The sequence below is a fragment of the Bacillus sp. FSL L8-0654 genome (genome assembly GCF_038629965.1).
In the GTDB taxonomy this organism is placed as follows: domain Bacteria; phylum Bacillota; class Bacilli; order Bacillales; family Bacillaceae; genus Bacillus; species Bacillus safensis.
Genome location: NZ_CP152026.1, coordinates 1,712,132 through 1,728,764, shown reverse-complemented (window position 1 = coordinate 1,728,764; position 16,633 = coordinate 1,712,132). Strand labels below are relative to the sequence as shown.

The 16,633-nt window shown below is 40.7% G+C and carries 16 protein-coding genes; 3 read left to right on the top strand and 13 right to left on the bottom strand.

Translation table 11 applies throughout. The features are described from left to right. Positions 1-41 precede the first annotated feature (41 nt). From tkt to yneA, 4 genes are all read right to left on the bottom strand, one after another. Positions 42-2,045, bottom strand: coding sequence for a transketolase (gene tkt, locus MHH65_RS08720; protein WP_098676913.1), 2,004 nt, complete (start codon positions 2,043-2,045; stop codon positions 42-44). 187 nt (positions 2,046-2,232) lie between these two features. Next, positions 2,233-2,463 carry a DUF896 domain-containing protein gene (locus tag MHH65_RS08715; RefSeq protein ID WP_024425132.1) on the bottom strand — a complete coding sequence of 77 codons (231 nt, stop codon included), beginning with the start codon at positions 2,461-2,463 and terminating at the stop codon, positions 2,233-2,235. Between the two features lie 69 nt (positions 2,464-2,532). Continuing rightward, the gene (locus MHH65_RS08710) at positions 2,533-3,180 is read right to left on the bottom strand and encodes a recombinase family protein (RefSeq protein WP_025093247.1); all 648 of its coding nucleotides are present in this window, start codon (positions 3,178-3,180) and stop codon (positions 2,533-2,535) included. A gap of 17 nt (positions 3,181-3,197) precedes the next feature. Continuing rightward, positions 3,198-3,509 carry a cell division suppressor protein YneA gene (gene yneA, locus MHH65_RS08705; RefSeq protein WP_024425130.1) on the bottom strand — a complete coding sequence of 104 codons (312 nt, stop codon included), beginning with the start codon at positions 3,507-3,509 and terminating at the stop codon, positions 3,198-3,200. Between the two features lie 158 nt (positions 3,510-3,667). Here yneA and lexA point away from each other — a divergent pair, with 158 nt between their 5' ends. Beyond that, complete coding sequence (lexA, locus tag MHH65_RS08700; RefSeq protein ID WP_024427080.1) at positions 3,668-4,288, top strand: transcriptional repressor LexA; 621 nt, start codon at positions 3,668-3,670, stop codon at positions 4,286-4,288. 44 nt (positions 4,289-4,332) lie between these two features. On the opposite strand, the gene MHH65_RS08695 is transcribed toward lexA, so the two are convergent. Continuing rightward, complete coding sequence (locus tag MHH65_RS08695) at positions 4,333-4,782, bottom strand: hypothetical protein (RefSeq protein ID WP_024427079.1); 450 nt, start codon at positions 4,780-4,782, stop codon at positions 4,333-4,335. Positions 4,783-5,078: 296 nt separating this feature from the next. On the opposite strand from MHH65_RS08695, the gene MHH65_RS08690 reads away from it, so the two are divergent. Continuing rightward, positions 5,079-5,621 (top strand): IseA DL-endopeptidase inhibitor family protein, encoded by a 543-nt coding sequence (locus MHH65_RS08690; RefSeq protein ID WP_024425127.1) that lies wholly within the window; start codon positions 5,079-5,081, stop codon positions 5,619-5,621. A 32-nt stretch (positions 5,622-5,653) separates the two neighbouring features. Here MHH65_RS08690 and MHH65_RS08685 read toward each other — a convergent pair whose 3' ends face one another. The 7 genes from MHH65_RS08685 to MHH65_RS08655 all read right to left on the bottom strand — a co-directional run bounded on the left by MHH65_RS08685 (position 5,654) and on the right by MHH65_RS08655 (position 15,348). Next, positions 5,654-6,502 carry an STAS domain-containing protein gene (locus MHH65_RS08685; RefSeq protein WP_024427077.1) on the bottom strand — a complete coding sequence of 283 codons (849 nt, stop codon included), beginning with the start codon at positions 6,500-6,502 and terminating at the stop codon, positions 5,654-5,656. Between the two features lie 144 nt (positions 6,503-6,646). Continuing rightward, positions 6,647-7,027 (bottom strand): NucA/NucB deoxyribonuclease domain-containing protein, encoded by a 381-nt coding sequence (locus MHH65_RS08680; protein ID WP_051149980.1) that lies wholly within the window; start codon positions 7,025-7,027, stop codon positions 6,647-6,649. A gap of 256 nt (positions 7,028-7,283) precedes the next feature. After that, positions 7,284-8,192, bottom strand: coding sequence for a trypsin-like serine protease (locus MHH65_RS08675; protein WP_024425124.1), 909 nt, complete (start codon positions 8,190-8,192; stop codon positions 7,284-7,286). 193 nt (positions 8,193-8,385) lie between these two features. Beyond that, positions 8,386-11,529: a bifunctional cytochrome P450/NADPH--P450 reductase gene (locus MHH65_RS08670; protein ID WP_268414422.1), complete on the bottom strand. Its 3,144-nt coding sequence runs from the start codon at positions 11,527-11,529 to the stop codon at positions 8,386-8,388. A gap of 21 nt (positions 11,530-11,550) precedes the next feature. Beyond that, entirely contained in the window at positions 11,551-12,129 is a 579-nt protein-coding gene (locus tag MHH65_RS08665; protein ID WP_024427074.1) for a TetR/AcrR family transcriptional regulator, read from the bottom strand. Between the two features lie 227 nt (positions 12,130-12,356). Further along, complete coding sequence (locus MHH65_RS08660) at positions 12,357-13,067, bottom strand: DUF421 domain-containing protein (RefSeq protein ID WP_025093253.1); 711 nt, start codon at positions 13,065-13,067, stop codon at positions 12,357-12,359. 64 nt (positions 13,068-13,131) lie between these two features. After that, entirely contained in the window at positions 13,132-15,348 is a 2,217-nt protein-coding gene (locus tag MHH65_RS08655) for an RNA ligase (protein WP_268414421.1), read from the bottom strand. Positions 15,349-15,458: 110 nt separating this feature from the next. On the opposite strand from MHH65_RS08655, the gene MHH65_RS08650 reads away from it, so the two are divergent. Next, a complete protein-coding gene (locus tag MHH65_RS08650; protein WP_268414419.1) occupies positions 15,459-15,650 on the top strand; it encodes a hypothetical protein in 192 nt (63 codons plus the stop codon). A gap of 12 nt (positions 15,651-15,662) precedes the next feature. On the opposite strand, the gene MHH65_RS08645 is transcribed toward MHH65_RS08650, so the two are convergent. Next, positions 15,663-16,571 carry a DMT family transporter gene (locus MHH65_RS08645; RefSeq protein WP_268414418.1) on the bottom strand — a complete coding sequence of 303 codons (909 nt, stop codon included), beginning with the start codon at positions 16,569-16,571 and terminating at the stop codon, positions 15,663-15,665. Positions 16,572-16,633: the final 62 nt, after the last annotated feature.

The window sequence follows — 16,633 nt, the reverse complement described above, 5'->3', positions numbered from 1 at the left end:
CTGCAAACAGATAGCAAAAAAGCATGATGCTTGGAGTTCGTTTATTTATTCAGCTTCGCTTTCACACGGCTGACTACATTGCTGACAGTAAAGCCGTATTTCTCGATAATGGTTTCTCCTGGTGCAGAAGCGCCAAATTTATCAATTGCAATCACGTCACCATCAAGGCCAGTGTAACGCTCCCAGCCAAGTGAAGCACCCATTTCAATTGCAATACGTGCACGTACTGCTTTAGGAAGAACGGATTCTTTGTATTCGTCTGACTGCTGATCGAAGCGATCCCATGCAGGAAGGCTGACAACAGATGCGCGGATACCTTCTTTTTCAAGTGCCTTTTGCGCTTCAATGGCTAAACCAACCTCAGATCCTGAAGCGAGTAGAAGTGCTTCTGGCTGTGCATCAGCTGCTTCAACCACAACGTATCCACCTTTTTCTACTCCCTCATATGCCTTCTCTGGTGCCTGGTCAATCGTTGGAAGGTTTTGACGAGTAAGAACTAGTGCTGTCGGTTTATCCGTTGAAGATACAGCTAGTTTCCACGCTGCAGCTGTTTCATTTCCATCTGCTGGGCGGATAACGGAAAGGTTAGGCATCGCACGCAGTGAAGCAAGCTGTTCAATCGGTTCATGCGTCGGACCATCTTCACCAACAGCGATACTATCATGAGTAAAGACGTAAGTGACTGGAAGTCCCATTAAGGCAGCAAGACGAATTGCTGGTCTTAAGTAATCTGAGAAAACAAAGAACGTTCCGCCGAATACACGAAGACCGCCGTGAAGTGCCATACCATTGAGCGCTGCACCCATTGCAAACTCTCTGACACCGAACCAAATGTTTTTGCCGGCATAATTATTTTTACCGAAATCATCCGTGTTTTTAATCGTTGTTTTATTTGATCCAGCAAGGTCAGCAGACCCGCCAATAAAGAAAGGTACTTGCTTTGCAATGCCATTTAACACTTCGCCAGAAGATGCGCGGGAGGCAAGGCTTGAACCTGCTTCATAAACAGGAACCTCTTGATCCCAATTTTCAGGAAGCTTTCCTTCAATCGCAAGCTTCAGCTGTGCTGCCAGCTCTGGATATTCTTTTTCGTATTGCGCAAACAGCTCATTCCACGCTGCTTCTTTTTTCTGTCCAGCGTCTTTGACAGCTTCTTTGAAATGATCGTACACTTCAGAAGGTACATGGAAATCTTCTTCAAACGTCCAAGAGTAAGCTTCCTTCGTCAGCTTTGCTTCCTCGCTGCCAAGCGGTGCACCATGCACACCAGACGTTCCCGCACGGTTTGGCGATCCGAAACCGATCGTTGTTTTCACTTCGATTAATGTAGGTCTGTCTGTGCTTTGCTTCGCCTTTTCAATAGCAGCTGTTACTTCTTCAATGTTGTTGCCGTCTTTCACGTAAAGAACTTCCCAGTTCATCGCTTCAAAACGATTCTTCACATTTTCAGAGAATGAACGATCTAAATCGCCATCTAAAGAAATGTCATTTGAATCGTAAAGAACGATTAAACGGCCTAAGCCTAAATGACCAGCAAGTGAAGCTGCTTCAGAGGAAATTCCCTCCATTAAGTCTCCATCTCCGCAAATGCTGTATGTATAGTGGTCTACAACATGAAAGTTGTCTTTGTTATACGTTTCCGCAAGATGTCTTTCTGCAAGTGCCATTCCTACTGCCATAGCAATTCCCTGGCCTAGTGGACCCGTTGTTGCGTCTACGCCTTCTGTGTGTCCAAATTCAGGATGTCCAGGTGTTTTGCTTCCCCATTGGCGGAATTGTTTTAAATCGTCAATGCTCAGATTGTATCCGCTTAAATGAAGCATGCTGTATAGAAGCATAGAACCATGGCCCGCAGATAAAACAAAGCGGTCTCTGTTAAACCAATTTGGATTTTGCGGACTTACGTTTAAGTGATTCGTCCATAAAGCATACGCCATCGGTGCAGCACCCATCGGCATTCCTGGGTGACCGGAATTCGCTTTTTCAATTGCGTCTATGGAGAGAGTACGTATTGTTGCAATAGATTTCAATTCAATCGTTTCCATATAAATCCCCTTCCGTATCTTGTGTACACCATTATCATAAATCTACTGTCCTTTTTTCACAACTATTTCACGCTGAAAAAGAAGGATTTTGTCACATTTAGTTTATCGATCACCTAAAAAGTTATGCAAATATGAAAAAAGACGAGAATATTCTTCCCATCTTTTCAAAATTCAAGAAATCACAGCCTTAATGAAGGTTCTGATCTTTTTCTCTTTTTAATTTTTCTGGTGTAACATCGTTTCCTTCAGGGTCAACGATTTTAACAGTTTTAAGTGTATTTTTCATAGAAGAACGAAAAGCTTTCAAATACTCTTCTCTCAACTGCTTTTGTTCTGTTTTTTCAGCGTCTGATAAACCGGTCTCTTTCGACTTTTTTGAAAGCTCATTTATTCTTGCAAGCTGTTCTTTAGAAATCATGACAAACTCCTTTAAAGCATTTTCTCTACATACTACTAAATATCAATCATTTTGACAACAAATCACGCTTTAGGTGGTAAAGCCTTTTTCATATTCTTGATACCTTCTATGCACCGTTGCTTTTGAAATGTCAAAACCTAATGCTTGAAGAGTTGCGGCAATTTCGGCGAACGTCATGTTATTTTTTCTTAATCGAACAATTTCTGAAATCGGCACTTCAATACGCTCACGGCCAGGTGCATGGTTCTGCTGCCTTAAATTCAGTTCAGGCTGATATCCGCGCTCAACAGCCCTTTTCATCCCCCGCTTGATTTTCAGGTTATGAATTTTCCGTTGGTACTCTTCGACGACTCCTACAATCTCGATGACCATTTCATCTGCTTCTGAAAGCTCAAGCTCTCCTCTATGAAACACGCTGTATACCTTTACGTTCTCTTTAAATAGACAATGAAGAAGCGCAATTTTTGCTTGTCCTCTTCCAAGACGTGTTTCATCTTGGATAAGAACGGCATCGATCGACTCTTCCTTCAGTGCAGCAAGCATTTCAAACACGCCATCACGATCTAGCTCATATCCACTTGCTTTTTCTTTGATGACTTTGACCACATTCATCTTGTGCATGGCAGCTAAAGCCAGCAGTTCTTCTTCTTGTCTTTTCAGCGAGGTTTCCTGCTCTTCTTTCACAGTGCTTACTCTCGCATAAATGATTGCGTTCATGTCTTCAATCGACCTTTCTACTGTACTGTTGCAAGCTGATATACGACTGGATGCTCTTTTTTCACGGGTATGACAAGAATGTCTCCAGGCTGGATTTCTGTTGAAGCAAGATCATTGTGTTCTGTTACCCAGTCAATAAATGCATTTTTGTCGATTGATTTGCTGTCATTTACTTGATCAGCTAACCCCCACAGAGTATCTCCTGATTGAACCTCTATTTTAACATATTGATTTGAATCATTATGGCTTGTGACTGCAATAAGTGAGAGAAATATGCCAACGATGAATGAGAATACCCCAATAAAAATAATAGATTCTTTTAACCTCATAATGTCATCTCTCCTAACAGAATATGTGTTCGCTCTTTCTGTCTCTCATTATAAATACGAACAAACGTTTCTGTCAAACGTTTTTTCGAACCTATGTTTGTACTGTTAGGAAAAACATGCTATAATTTCTTTAAAATTGACGTTTTGAGGTGCAAAAGATGACGAAGCTATCAAAAAGACAACTCGATATCCTGAAATTCATCAAAGATGAAGTAAAAAGCAAGGGTTATCCCCCATCCGTCCGTGAAATTGGAGAAGCTGTCGGTCTAGCATCCAGTTCAACGGTCCATGGACATTTAGCTAGACTAGAAACAAAGGGCTTAATTAGAAGAGACCCGACAAAACCTAGAGCGATCGAAGTACTAGATGAAGAGGAAATGAATATTCCGAGGAGTGCTGTAATGAACGTTCCAGTCATCGGAAAAGTAACGGCAGGCCTTCCTATCACAGCTGTTGAGAATGTAGAAGAATACTTCCCTCTTCCAGAGACATTTGCTGCACCAGACGAACAAGTGTTTATGCTTGAAATTATGGGAGAAAGTATGATTGATGCAGGTATTTTGGACAAGGACTATGTCATTGTGCGTCAGCAAAGCACTGCTAACAATGGAGATATTGTGGTCGCCATGACAGAGGAAGATGAAGCGACAGTGAAACGTTTTTATAAAGAAGATACACACTTTAGATTACAGCCAGAAAACCCATCAATGGAACCGATTATTTTACAGAATGTGAGTATACTAGGTAAAGTGATTGGGGTATTTCGAAATATTCATTAAAAAAAGCCGGTATTCATCAGCTGCTGATGAGAACCGGCTTTTTCTTATGCACAAGAATAGGCAAGAATACTTGAGCTTGGGAAGGAACCAAATGTAAAGTTCGGCCATATAAAGCCAGTTGTTCGGCCAAAAGGCTGTGAGGAAAGAACGAACATTAAAAATACTTGGCCGTTTCTCAAAAGCACAATTGTCCATCTTCTATTACATCCCGCTGCAAATTGTACAGTTTGATGGCCTCCGCCTACACCTTGCCCAGATATAAACGACTGCATACTTTGAGGCTGAGAGAGTGCTTGCTGATACTGCGAAATGATATGCTGCGGCGGTGCTGGCGGTGCTGAATGTCCGCCTGAACCTTGCCCTGGTAAAGTACCTCCTCCTCCGATTGGAAACCCAGGAAACCCTCCACCTGAAGGAATACCAATAGATGGAAATCCCTGCATCTGCCTATCATATGAGTAACCATTCCCCATACCTTCATACGGATGATACATATTAAACACCACTTTCTTTAGACATTCATCACGACAGTATATGTCTTAAATAAAAAAGAGTGTTAAACGTCTAAATAGAAATTTTTCCAAAAGACGTTTCGTTCTTCTTTAGAACGGTTAAATAATGATTAAGAAGAAAAATAAAAAAAATGAAAACTTTTTGTCTCCCTCAAACGTTATATAATTAGAAACAAAAGAAATAAAAAAACATTTAGATTTAATACTTGTAATATCGATGTAATTATTGTAACATTTGTAACATAAGAAGTTTTCATTGAGAAAAGGAGGCAATCGCCTTGAAAAAATTATTTGTTTTATTAACTGCTATTATGCTTATGATCTCATTACAAACAACAACATTGGCCGCTTCCAAGAAATCAGCCGCTTTGACAAATAAAGAAGCGTTACATATTGCCCTTGATGCAAGAGAACATTTTTGGAGTGCAATGTCAGGCTACAAAATTAAAGACCATTCTAATGTCAAATTAAAATCATTTACCTATAAAGATATGACGTACAACTATCTTTCTAAAACATTTGATACAAAGAAAAAATTAAACAGCTACCTATCTCAAGTTTTCACTCCAGATGCCATCAAACATGGTTTAAAAGATTATCAGTTCATTGTTCATAAAGGCAAAATGGCTGTTCCAGTCGGTGATGGAGACAACATGCTCAATTGGGAAAAAGCCACACCTAAACTTGTTTCTAAAAAACAAACGGTCCGCACATATGAATTTACTGTCCCAACACTTGATGGACGCAAAGTAAAACGAACTGTTACGTACGAAAAAGTACAAAAAAATTGGAAAGTCACACAAATTGACGCTGTCATCTAAATAAAAAACCAGGCCTTTCATCGGCCTGGTTTTTATATTGAAGAAAATTCAGTCATTCGGTCCAGCGCGTGAGCAAGTGATGATGCCGTGCGAAATTCATTAAAAGGAAGCCCAAGCTGCACTGCTGTTTGGGCAATTTCTGGTCTAATCCCTGAAATGGTCGTCTCTACTCCAATTAACCGAAGTGACGTGACAAGATCAAAGATTTGATGAGCAACCATTGTATCAATCATAACCACACCCGATAGATCAATACATAAATGCTGAACACCTTTTTGCGAGCACTGATTTAGCGTATTTTCTAAAATAATCTTTGCTCTCGCTGTGTCAATGTCACCTACTAAAGGCAATAACGCAATCTGGCTTTTTAAGACAATTACCGGTGAGCTCAATTCGTAAATCATATCTCTTTGAGCCACGAGTTTTTCGGTTGTATTTTTCACATATTGCTGGATAAACACATGGATTGAAATATTAAACGCTTCGGAAATTAAATCATACCAATAAAAGATGCGGTCAATATCAATTTCATCTTGACGCTGTTTGATAAATTCTTTTAAGTAATGCAGAACCACTCTTTGATTGGACATGTATTCTCTCACGACATAATCTAATGGTGTATTTAAATGCTTTGGGTCACTGGCTAAATCCTCAGACCATTTTTTAAATTCAGTATGTAAATACGTCTTATCTTCAATAATAGCTCGTATAAAATGCTGGTAATAATCTTGATTCTGCCGTTTTAGCTCTGCTATGATGCTGGAATCTGTTGAACGATATATGGATTCTGGATCATCGTCCTCAATTGATTCATACCATGTTTCAGTCAGCTTCTCTGCATGCTGCATAAAAAAATCGTATAATGCACGGTTCTTATCCATAAGCAAATGTCCCTTCACATTTTCTTCTTGTCAGTCTTTGTACCTTATAGATTGATTGTACCACTGAATCTTTTGACCCTGCTAGCTCGAATAGGCTCTGATGATAAACAAAAGAGCCCCCACTCAAGGGAGACTCTTTCCGATTTATTTCACAATGAATAATATTCTTTTCCCATCAGGAAATCCGCTGATTTGATGCCCGACCCATGAGCCTGCTCCCCTATTATCAGATGGACTGACATATTGAACGCTTGCGCCTTTTCCTCCCTCAAGACAAACCGCCATTGGCCATTCATCCCGGTCAAAGCCCGGTTTTGTCGGAATTCCTTTTAATGATTCTTGCCTGCGGGCATCTGCTCCATTTCGGTCAATGGTACACACATCTGAATGCCCTTTTCGAATGGCTTCTTGAATATGACTGCCTGTTTCAGGGTACCTTTCCTTTGGAAATTGAACGACATGATCATATCGATCAGCCCCTTTTGCTGCCTGCTTCTCTCCAAATCCACCAAACAACGTGCCCATCCATATCACAAAACATAAGGCGACAGCAGCGACCCAGCCTCTTTTCATCTTCAAAAGCGCGTGACCTCCTCACCATCTTCAGCATCATCTTGACTTAAAGGAAATGTGTCATTTTAATGTATGAGTGGTGCGCAGATGACATGAGAAAAAATGATGAGGCTCTCAATCTCAAATCTCTCAGGTTAGAAATATGAATCCTATCAAATCGATTCATACAAAAAAGCTTGTCCCCTATGAAGGAAACAAGCTCTATTTTTTATTGCGCTTTCGCATAGTTTATAAACTCAACAAAGGCAGCTGTCGCTTTCGGCCCGCCATTTATCGTTCCGTTTGAATACCCAGCGTTATGAACTCCAACGATTTGCTGGTTCTGATCCAGCATGGCAGAACCTGAATTTCCGCTGAATGTATCAATCGTATAGTACGCTAGATTCGTATCTTCTCTCGTCACAGGACCCGACATCTCCCACTGTGACACCTTGCCAGTCGATCTCATTTTATCACCAGGATATCCTGAGATTTTAATGGTTGTCCCAGTCAAGTTTGTCACCTGGCGGATGGATCGGTAGCCGACCGTATTGCCAATGTTCGTATCGGTTTTAATCACGGCAAAGTCATATTGGCTTGCACCAGTATTAATATACCCGCTTGGCACATAGAACTCAGTCATTTTTGCTGAACCGTTCACCGCAGTACTATCATTCATACCAGGATATACAGTCCCTTTCTCACTATAGCTTCTCGATGCCGTATTGTACACACAGTGTCCGTTTGTCAAAATTTTGTTAGGAGCAATGAGTGTTCCCGTACAGCTTGAGCCACCAAATGTAATATAAGCAATCGAATTGTATGGTGCCACTCTTGTATTTGCTACTTTGGTTCTACCATCGTCTCCAATGACGACTTTCGTTTGAAAATCTTTTAAATATTTTGATAGTGGTTTTACTTTTTCGCCAACAGTAGAAGAAAGATCATCCACTTTGTCAAAGGATGAGGGGGCTTTCGTATCATTGTGGAAATCACTTGAAGAAATCACTTTACCATCAGAAGTCACCATGTCATAATCAGACGTTAGTACTGAATCCGATGCGGCATGGGCAAAACTAGGCACACTTAAAGCACCAAAAACGAGAAGAGAAGGGAGTAACATTTTCACCTTTTTCATTATATTCCTCCTTTAAGTCCTATATCAAAAATCATACGATTGTTTCATATTGGAGTAAATGAGAGAATATTCTTATTTTTTACAAAATATTTCATTTCCAAATTAGGTGTTTTGTATCTTCCCAACCTTCATTCTATCGATCTCTTTCTATGAGAACAGAAAAAACCGCCTAATAGGCGGTCTTTCCTCTTTGTCAGCTCCACACATCTTTTACATATCTATTGTCATTTGCGAGGGCTTTCAGCCAATTTTCAGCTGTTTCCTTCGAGCATTGTTTCTCGTTTTGATAGAGATCGATCAGTGTAGCCTCTACATCTGGAGCCATGACTTTTCCGTCTCCGCACACGTACAGGTAAGCACCTTGATCAAGCAATTCGATCAGCATGCCGCCGTCTTCTTTCAACAAATGCTGGACATATACTTTTTGCTCATCGTAACGAGAATAAGCGCGATGGATATGGACAACTCCGTTTTGCGCTGCAAGCTGCATGTCATCAAAATACAGATCATCTTCCTGAGGGTGACGGCAGCCAAAATATAGGTGGGCTTCGCCTAGCTGCTTCCCTTCCTTCTGCCACACTTCTCTTGCCTGAACAAATCCTCTAAATGGAGCGATTCCTGTACCTGGTCCAATCATAATCATCGGTATGTCTGAGGAAGGGGGCAGCTGGAATCCGTCTTGTGCTTCATGCAGGAAGCAGGCTACTTCTTCCCCTTCATTCAGACCACATAAATAGGTTGATGCGACTCCGGCATATTCTCCGCTGCCGCTCCATGCTTTACCTTTGACAACTGCCACTGTGATACTGACTTTTTCTTCATCTACCTTTGGCGAGCTAGAGATCGAATAATAACGCGGCTTCAAAGCTGGTAAAAGCGCCAAAAAGTGTACAAATGGCAGCTCGCATGCTTCATATTGATCTAATAAATCCAGCATGGTTACTCGTTTCTTTAAGATGGCTTCTTGATATGCTTCACCAGCCATTTGTTCAAGTTCCACGCGGTGAGGCGGACATACCGTATGTGCTGCAAGCTCTCTTAGCTGTGTACGTGTCGCAGGTTCTTGAAGCTCAACATGCGAGGCGAGTAATTCTTTGATTGGAATCGGCTGATCTAATGGTAAATGACTTGCCTCTTTATCAGATGAAAGCTTAATGTGCTGCTCTGGATCTAGTTTAAAGCGGCGGGTCACACGCTCAACGAGTGCATCACTATTTTTCGGCACAATCCCGATATGATCCCCTTCTTTGTATGCTTTGCCAGCAGGCAATTTCAGTTCAATATGCCTTGTCTGCCGCGTGCTTGTTTCTGATTGTAATTCTTCATTTTTCAATACAACAGCTGAAAAGGCATCATATATTTTAGCTACAGGACGCTCCACTAGCTCATTCGTATAAGAAACTGATAGGTTTGGTTTTTCCTTCCCCTTTTCTTGGAAGGTGAGCTTAAATTCTTTTGCAAGTTGTTCGAAGACTGTTTTCTGGAAGATTTCTTTATCCTCATCCATATCACCGCCTGCATCCCCTTCTCCTAAATCAGCTACACGTTTGGCTCCTTTTCTTTCTAGAGCTTCATCAATTAGACGGGGGATCCGCTGGTACGTACTCGCCCAATTTCGATCTCCGCATCCAAAGACAGCAAATGTCACGTTTGATAAATCCTGCTCTTCATCCTGCGCCAGCCAATCCACAAATTGCTTCGCATTGTCAGGCGGATGTCCGTTGTATGAAGCGGTCACGATGAAGACAGCACCTGTGTCTGGCAATTGGCGTGTAAAGTCATCAAGCGGCGCAGTGGTTACATCAAATCCTTTTGCTTTCCCGTCTTCAGCCAGTTCGTTCGCTATTTGCTTTGCCGTACCAAGATTTGATCCGTATAAAACTAGCAGCGGTGTACCGTGACTCGCCACTTTTGACTCACTAGATTTGGTGCTTTTCTTCGATTCTTCTTTCGGCGGTGCCATAAAGAATTGCTGCTTCCTTGGCCGCACTTTGATTTTAAAATCGTTAGGTTTAATTGTGAGAGATTCTTTTAAATCAAGCTCATAAGATGTGTGATCAATTAACTCTAAATTGTGCAGAACCATCGCGAGAACCATCGTAGCTTCATGCAGGGCGAACTGCATACCGATACATGCACGCTGTCCATTCCCAAAAGGCTTGTAGGCATGTTGCGGGATTTTCTCAGGATGTGTAAACCGCTCTGGTTTAAATTCTTCAGCATCCTCGCCCCATACCGCTGGATCACGGTGTAATTTAGGGAGCAGAACAGAGACACTTTGATTTTTTTGAATCGGATATTTTCCCCCGATTACTGTGTCCTCTTTCGCATAAAGAGAGAACGTAGGCGCTGTTGGCCAGAGGCGGAGAGCTTCATTTAACACCATACGAGTGTAGCTTAGCTTTTGCACCTGTTTAAATGCCGGAAGCCCGCCCTGCAGCACCTCATCTGCTTCCTGAACGGCTTTCTTTAATTTCTCTGGATTCTTCAGTAAGAAATAAATCGCAAATGATAGCAGCCCGCTTGTTGTTTCGTGGCCTGCAATTAAGAAGGTGATGATTTGATAACGGATATTTTCATCGGATAAACGTTCACCTGTTTCAGGGTCCTCTGCATGCAGCATAAGAGACAGTAAATCATCGCCCGCTTTATCTTGTTTTCTTCGTTCCTGAATAATGTCATCTACTAATTGCTTCATAAAATCGACATGCTGGTCAAATTCTTTTCTTCTTTTGATCATGAGTTTATCTGCAATTGGCAATCGACTCGACTGCTCCATTGCTTCATTTAAGCCTTTCAGCATGCTGTCGATGAACGGATGTTGATTTTCTTTATAAAAGCTGTTAAAGCGAAAATCAAAACCGCAAAGGCCGATCGTATCTAAAGTCAGCTTTGTCATATCCTCAGCTACTTCAATTTCTTCATCGCGGCCTGTTCTTTGCCATTTTTGAACAAGCTGTGTGGCAATATCGAGCATCATCTCATGATAGCCCTTCATGGCCTGCTGGCTGAATGCAGGCATCAAAATTTGATGAGCCTTTCTCCAGTTCGGTTCTTCTGTCCAGCTTGTAAATAGTCCGTCCCCTGCAAATGCTCTTACTTTACTCAGACTAGTTCCAATAAATTTATCAAAACGACTTTCGTCGCAAACTTCTTTGACAAGTTCATGGCTGGAAACAAAAATACTTGTTGCATTTGAAAATTCAAACTGAAAGATCGGTCCTAATTCATCTGCCAGCCGCCAAAAGGTTTGAGCAAGCTCTCCCTTTTTTATATGGGGAATATTTTTTAAAGGTCCGTATGTTTTTGGTTTTGGAATGATTGATGTTTGCTTCATATGCCCACTCCCTTTATTTCTTTAAGATGCAATGCTAATGGCGCGCCATAAACATTGCTCAATATCCTCTAAAAATTCAATCGTTGGCTCTATTTCTTCTGCAAGAATTTGCTTATGCAGCTGCACAAAAGCACCAAATACAATAGATAAAATGGTTCTGCCTGAGAGGTTTGGGTGAATCCCATCCTTTTTTCCTTCTTCAAAGATAAGGAATAGCTCATGTAACAAATGCTGCATTTTCTCTTTGCTCGTCTCGTCTAAGTAATGGGATCGTTTATCAATCTCTAAGAAATACAGCCCGCTTGGATTCTCCTTTGTAAATAAAACCAAGCAATAAAATACATGCTTAAAGTACGCCCGAATACTTAACTTTGGATCTGGACTGTTTGTGTTCATTTTTTCGATAAATGCTGAGAGGCTGCGCTGGTACAAAATATTGACGAGTGCCTCCTTGCTGTCAAAATAACGGTAAATGGTGCCCGCTCCGACGTTTGCTCTTTTTGAAATCATCGGCATTGTGGTGCCATCAAAGCCTCGTTCAATAAATAGTTCCAGCGAAGCCTTCATGATCTGTTCTTGTTTATCAGTCACTGCTGGCATTTCATCCCCTCCTTTTAAAACGTAGGAATGAACGTTCATTCCGCTTGTGGTATATTATTTTAATATTTTAATTTCATCTATTTATACTTAAACATACTTATTTTATTCCGTCACTACATTTTCTGAAAATAATAATAATTAAGAAATGATACCTAGTCACATGACATCCAAAGGACTTATAAAGATTGTCAAATGTGTGTCATGCAGGTGTCATCAGCACTACACATTCATTCCTGATCGATTGGTGAATGAATATGGTCGTCATATGTATCAATATATAAGCTTCCATTACTTGAACGGACAGCATAAACAATGTCCTTTAAGGACAGCTGCCTTTTTTTCAGCTCTTCTTCTATCCATTGCTCTGTTAATTGATTTTCTTGTATGTTTTTTTGGATGAGTTTCCCGTCCATGATGACTTCAATCGGCATGTAACGCTCTGCCTCCATGAATAAATGAAGGTCCTTCCGCGTGACTTTTTCAAACGAAGGGTATTTTTTCACTGACATATGCCCATCTGTTTCAATCATTGCAAATTCAACTTCGCTAATATCAAAGATGTCTTTTTCTCTCAGCTGCTGATTTAAATAATCAAGGGTATATCTCATCCCTTTCATATTTCCTTCAAGAATTTTTCCATTTTGTATGACAAGTGTTGGTTTACCCGCCATCAACCCTCTCATCTTCCGGCTTCTTAATGCAAGCAGGGAAATCACATAAATAATCATGACAAGTGACACAAAGGAAATCGTTGTGTGCTGAAGCGGGAGCGTTGTATTAAACGCCAGGTTCGCTGCAATTGAACCTAAGCTGATGGCTGCTATAAAATCAAAAATATTCATTTGCGCAATGGTTTGTTTCCCTAAAAGACGTGCTCCTCCAAATAAAATCGCAAAAGCAAACATCGTCCGAAGAATGACTTCAATATGGCCAGGCATGCAAGTGTCCACCTTTCAATTGCATCAAAAAAAGCCTTTTCCTTAGAAAAGACTCTTTGTTAGACTATGCATTTATTTCATCATTATTCAATTGGACAGTACCGCTTTGTTCAAATTGTGATCGCAGTTCAATAATTGAGCTATTCCTCACATGATCTGCTTCTTGCTCAAGAAGCCATGTATAAAATCTTGCTTGCTCCGCTGTCTGCAAAGCCTGCATATATTTTTGCGAGGTACGCTTCTCTGCAACGCGCTGCTTCATCCCGCGCATCTGCTTCCAGAATTGATAATAAGGGAGCTTAAGTTTGGTCATAAAGCCTTGATCATCCTCAATGACATACCCCTCTTCTTTAATTGTATTATCATGAGAGACAGCCTGATACCATTTATAAAAAGACGTCCAATCATGGAAAACAGCCACTTCCTGCTTGCAGGATATTCCAAGCTGTTCACTTAATCTTTTCACTTCAGCGAATGGTGCTTTTTCATAGCTTAACTGCCGCTTCACAATATCAAGTAAAATGAGTTGATCTTGTTCATATGTGATAATATGCGGATCTTTTTTTGGCAAGATGACTTCAAACACAAGAGATACATGGTGGTCACGCACATATGATTTAATGTAATCAGCCTGCACGTCACTGAAGGTCTTATTAAATAGCTCTTCGACCCATGAAGCATGCTGATTTTGTTTCACATGTGATGTATAGGATTTGGATGTAAACACCAATTCATCTTCCATTTCATTATACCCAACAGTTCCTAAGTATCCATTTGCTTTATCATATACGGTGACAGGGAATTGAAGATGGTTCACTAAATGCTGCATTCTTGTCTCCGGACGCTCATCAATGTTAAAAAATTTATTGTAGCTTCTAGACACAATCTGCTTAGAAGCCATATTAACAAACAAACCTCTTGCTTTCACATTCACATCATCCCACTGCCGTTCACTAAAAGCCTTTTTCGTAAAATTAAAAGATGAAATATGGTGCGGAAGCTTTAATTCCTGTACGTATTCATGCTGATCTAAATGAGCTAAAAAATCATCCAATGAAATATCTGGCTGAACAGCAGCCGATTGTTTTTTCTCAGACGCTCTGTAGACTGGATTGTCTATTTCATGAGTCTCAATCCCGTCAGCTGTGATTTTCAACACCCGCAGCTGCCCCCCAAATTCAACCTGACCTTCTAGGTTATAAGACCTTTCCGCTGCGTGAATAGGCAGTCTGTATAAATTGCGATGCCCGTGAATTTGGATGATATCCAGCCCAGCCGTATTTTGAACAAATAAGTGATCAATATCATCTGAATATTCTCCTACGCCGTGAATGAGCTGCTGTGTTGAGACATGCAGAAGTTCTTCTGGCAAATGAGCGAGCCCGCCATGGGTAACAAGAAATGTCTGATCATGGTACGTAAAATAAGTAAGCTGATGAAAGGTTCTAACAAACTTTCGTACTTCCTTCAAATCAAAGTTTGCTGCTTCGATTTCAGGCACAGTATGACGATTAAACATATTGCTACTAACTTTTTCACCATGTGCAAACCGGTATAAATGCTGATCATGATTGCCTTCAATGACGATGACATTCCGGCATTCTCTATGGGCGAGCATCCATTCTAATACTTCTTTGTTTTCTATTCCTCTATCAAGCAAGTCACCTGCAAAAATATAAAGTTCGTTTTCTTTGATGTCTCCTTGCAAATAGGTGGTAAGTGCGGTGTAACAACCGTGAATATCTCCGAAAACATGAATGGCCTCATATTGATCAAAGGATCGAGGCTGATAAGTCATCACTTGCGGATAATTCTCCGGCTGCAAAACAGTCACCCATGACGGGACCTTTTCTGTTTTTAACCGTTCGTTCATTTGATACAAAACAGATTCCCGCACCACTTTGTGAGATTCACGTGAGCGATTTTGCAAAAGAGCTGTTTCAAGGGGTACCTGCGTGAAATCGACGACATACACCCTGTAACGATAAGATGTCGCTAAAGACTTATATTGAGAAATCGATTTACTTGAAATGTGTGTCGCATCAATCACAGTAAAGTCTCCGCGCTCCATACGGGCTGTGAGTAGATCGAATAATAAAGACCAAACTTTGTGGTCATGCTTGCTTGAAATGTCTAGTTTCCCATTGACTGATAGCTGCGGCGGCTGAGTTAACAGCCGGATTTGATCCGCTGATAAAGTGTAAGGCTCTAAGCCTTGTTCTTTGATCCATGTTGATTTACCTACGCCTGGGAGACCTCGTAAAAGGACTAAAGTTCTCATATTGGTTCTCCTTTAATGAGTGATATTTCACCTATTATAGATAAATTATGGATAAATCTCAATCTTTTATTGATTATGGTAATATATAGATAGAAAAGGAGGTTTTACGTATGTCTAATAGAGAGATTATGGCATTCAACATGGGAGATCTTCTATTTCAAGTGTTCTCTCTTCTATTCATTGCCTTTATTGTGACAATCATTGTCATCGCGTTTCGCATGATTAGAAGAAAACGAATGGAATTGAAAAAAATCGAGGCAAGATTAAACAAAGTGATTGAAAAAAACGATTTAAAAGAGTAAAAAATCCGGAAGTTAACCGGATTTTTTTGTTTTCATCACGATACCTTGACGCTGCTGCATCAAAAAGAAAAAGACGCCTAAAAGAACAAGCAGACCGCCAAGCATTTGAAGCAGCGTGACTTTCTCTCCAAGCAGCCATACAGCAAGGATCGTTGCCCCAACAGGTTCACCTAGAATACTCATTGAAATGGTAGTCGCATTAACATAGGTTAATAGCCAATTATTAATGACATGAGACATCGTGGGAATAATGGCGAGCAATAAAAAGATTCCCCACTCTTTAACCGGATAGCCTATAAAAGGAGTTTGCTGAAGCAGGTTGAATAAAATTAAAAAAAGACCGGCAAAGCCAAATACACAAAAACTATAAATCCAATGAGATATTTTTCTAACAGCCTGTTGGCCTATTAACAAATAACAAACAACAGCGATCACACTCAAAAAGGATAAAATATCTCCTAAGATGGCTTCCTTGCTATGACCAATATCTCCCCAGCCTATCATGAGGGCACCAACAATCGCCCCGCACATCGTTAATATTGCAGACATTGTTGTTCGTTCACGGAAAATGAGGAATCCGCCTAATAAGGACACCATCGGCTGAAGGGCGATAATAATGGTAGAGCTTGCCACTGTCGTCAGCTTCAGTGAGCCAAACCATAACACAAAGTGAAGCCCTAAAAAGAAGCCTGAGGTACATAAGAAAAACCAGTCTCTGCGCTTTATCGAGAGAAATTCTTTTTTTCTTGGCAAGATAAACGGCAGCATGAGAGCCGCCGCAAAAATCATTCGATACATACTTAAAATAGTAGCAGGTGCATTTGACCATTTCACAATGATTGCAGAAAACGAAATAGCAATAATTGAAATCACAAGCGGCAGTGCAATTGATTTCGTTTGAGCAGTTGTCTTCATTTCCATTAGCAGCTTCCTTTACATCAGCAGTAGATGAGCAGTTCATCTTGTATGTCGTCATCTTACTA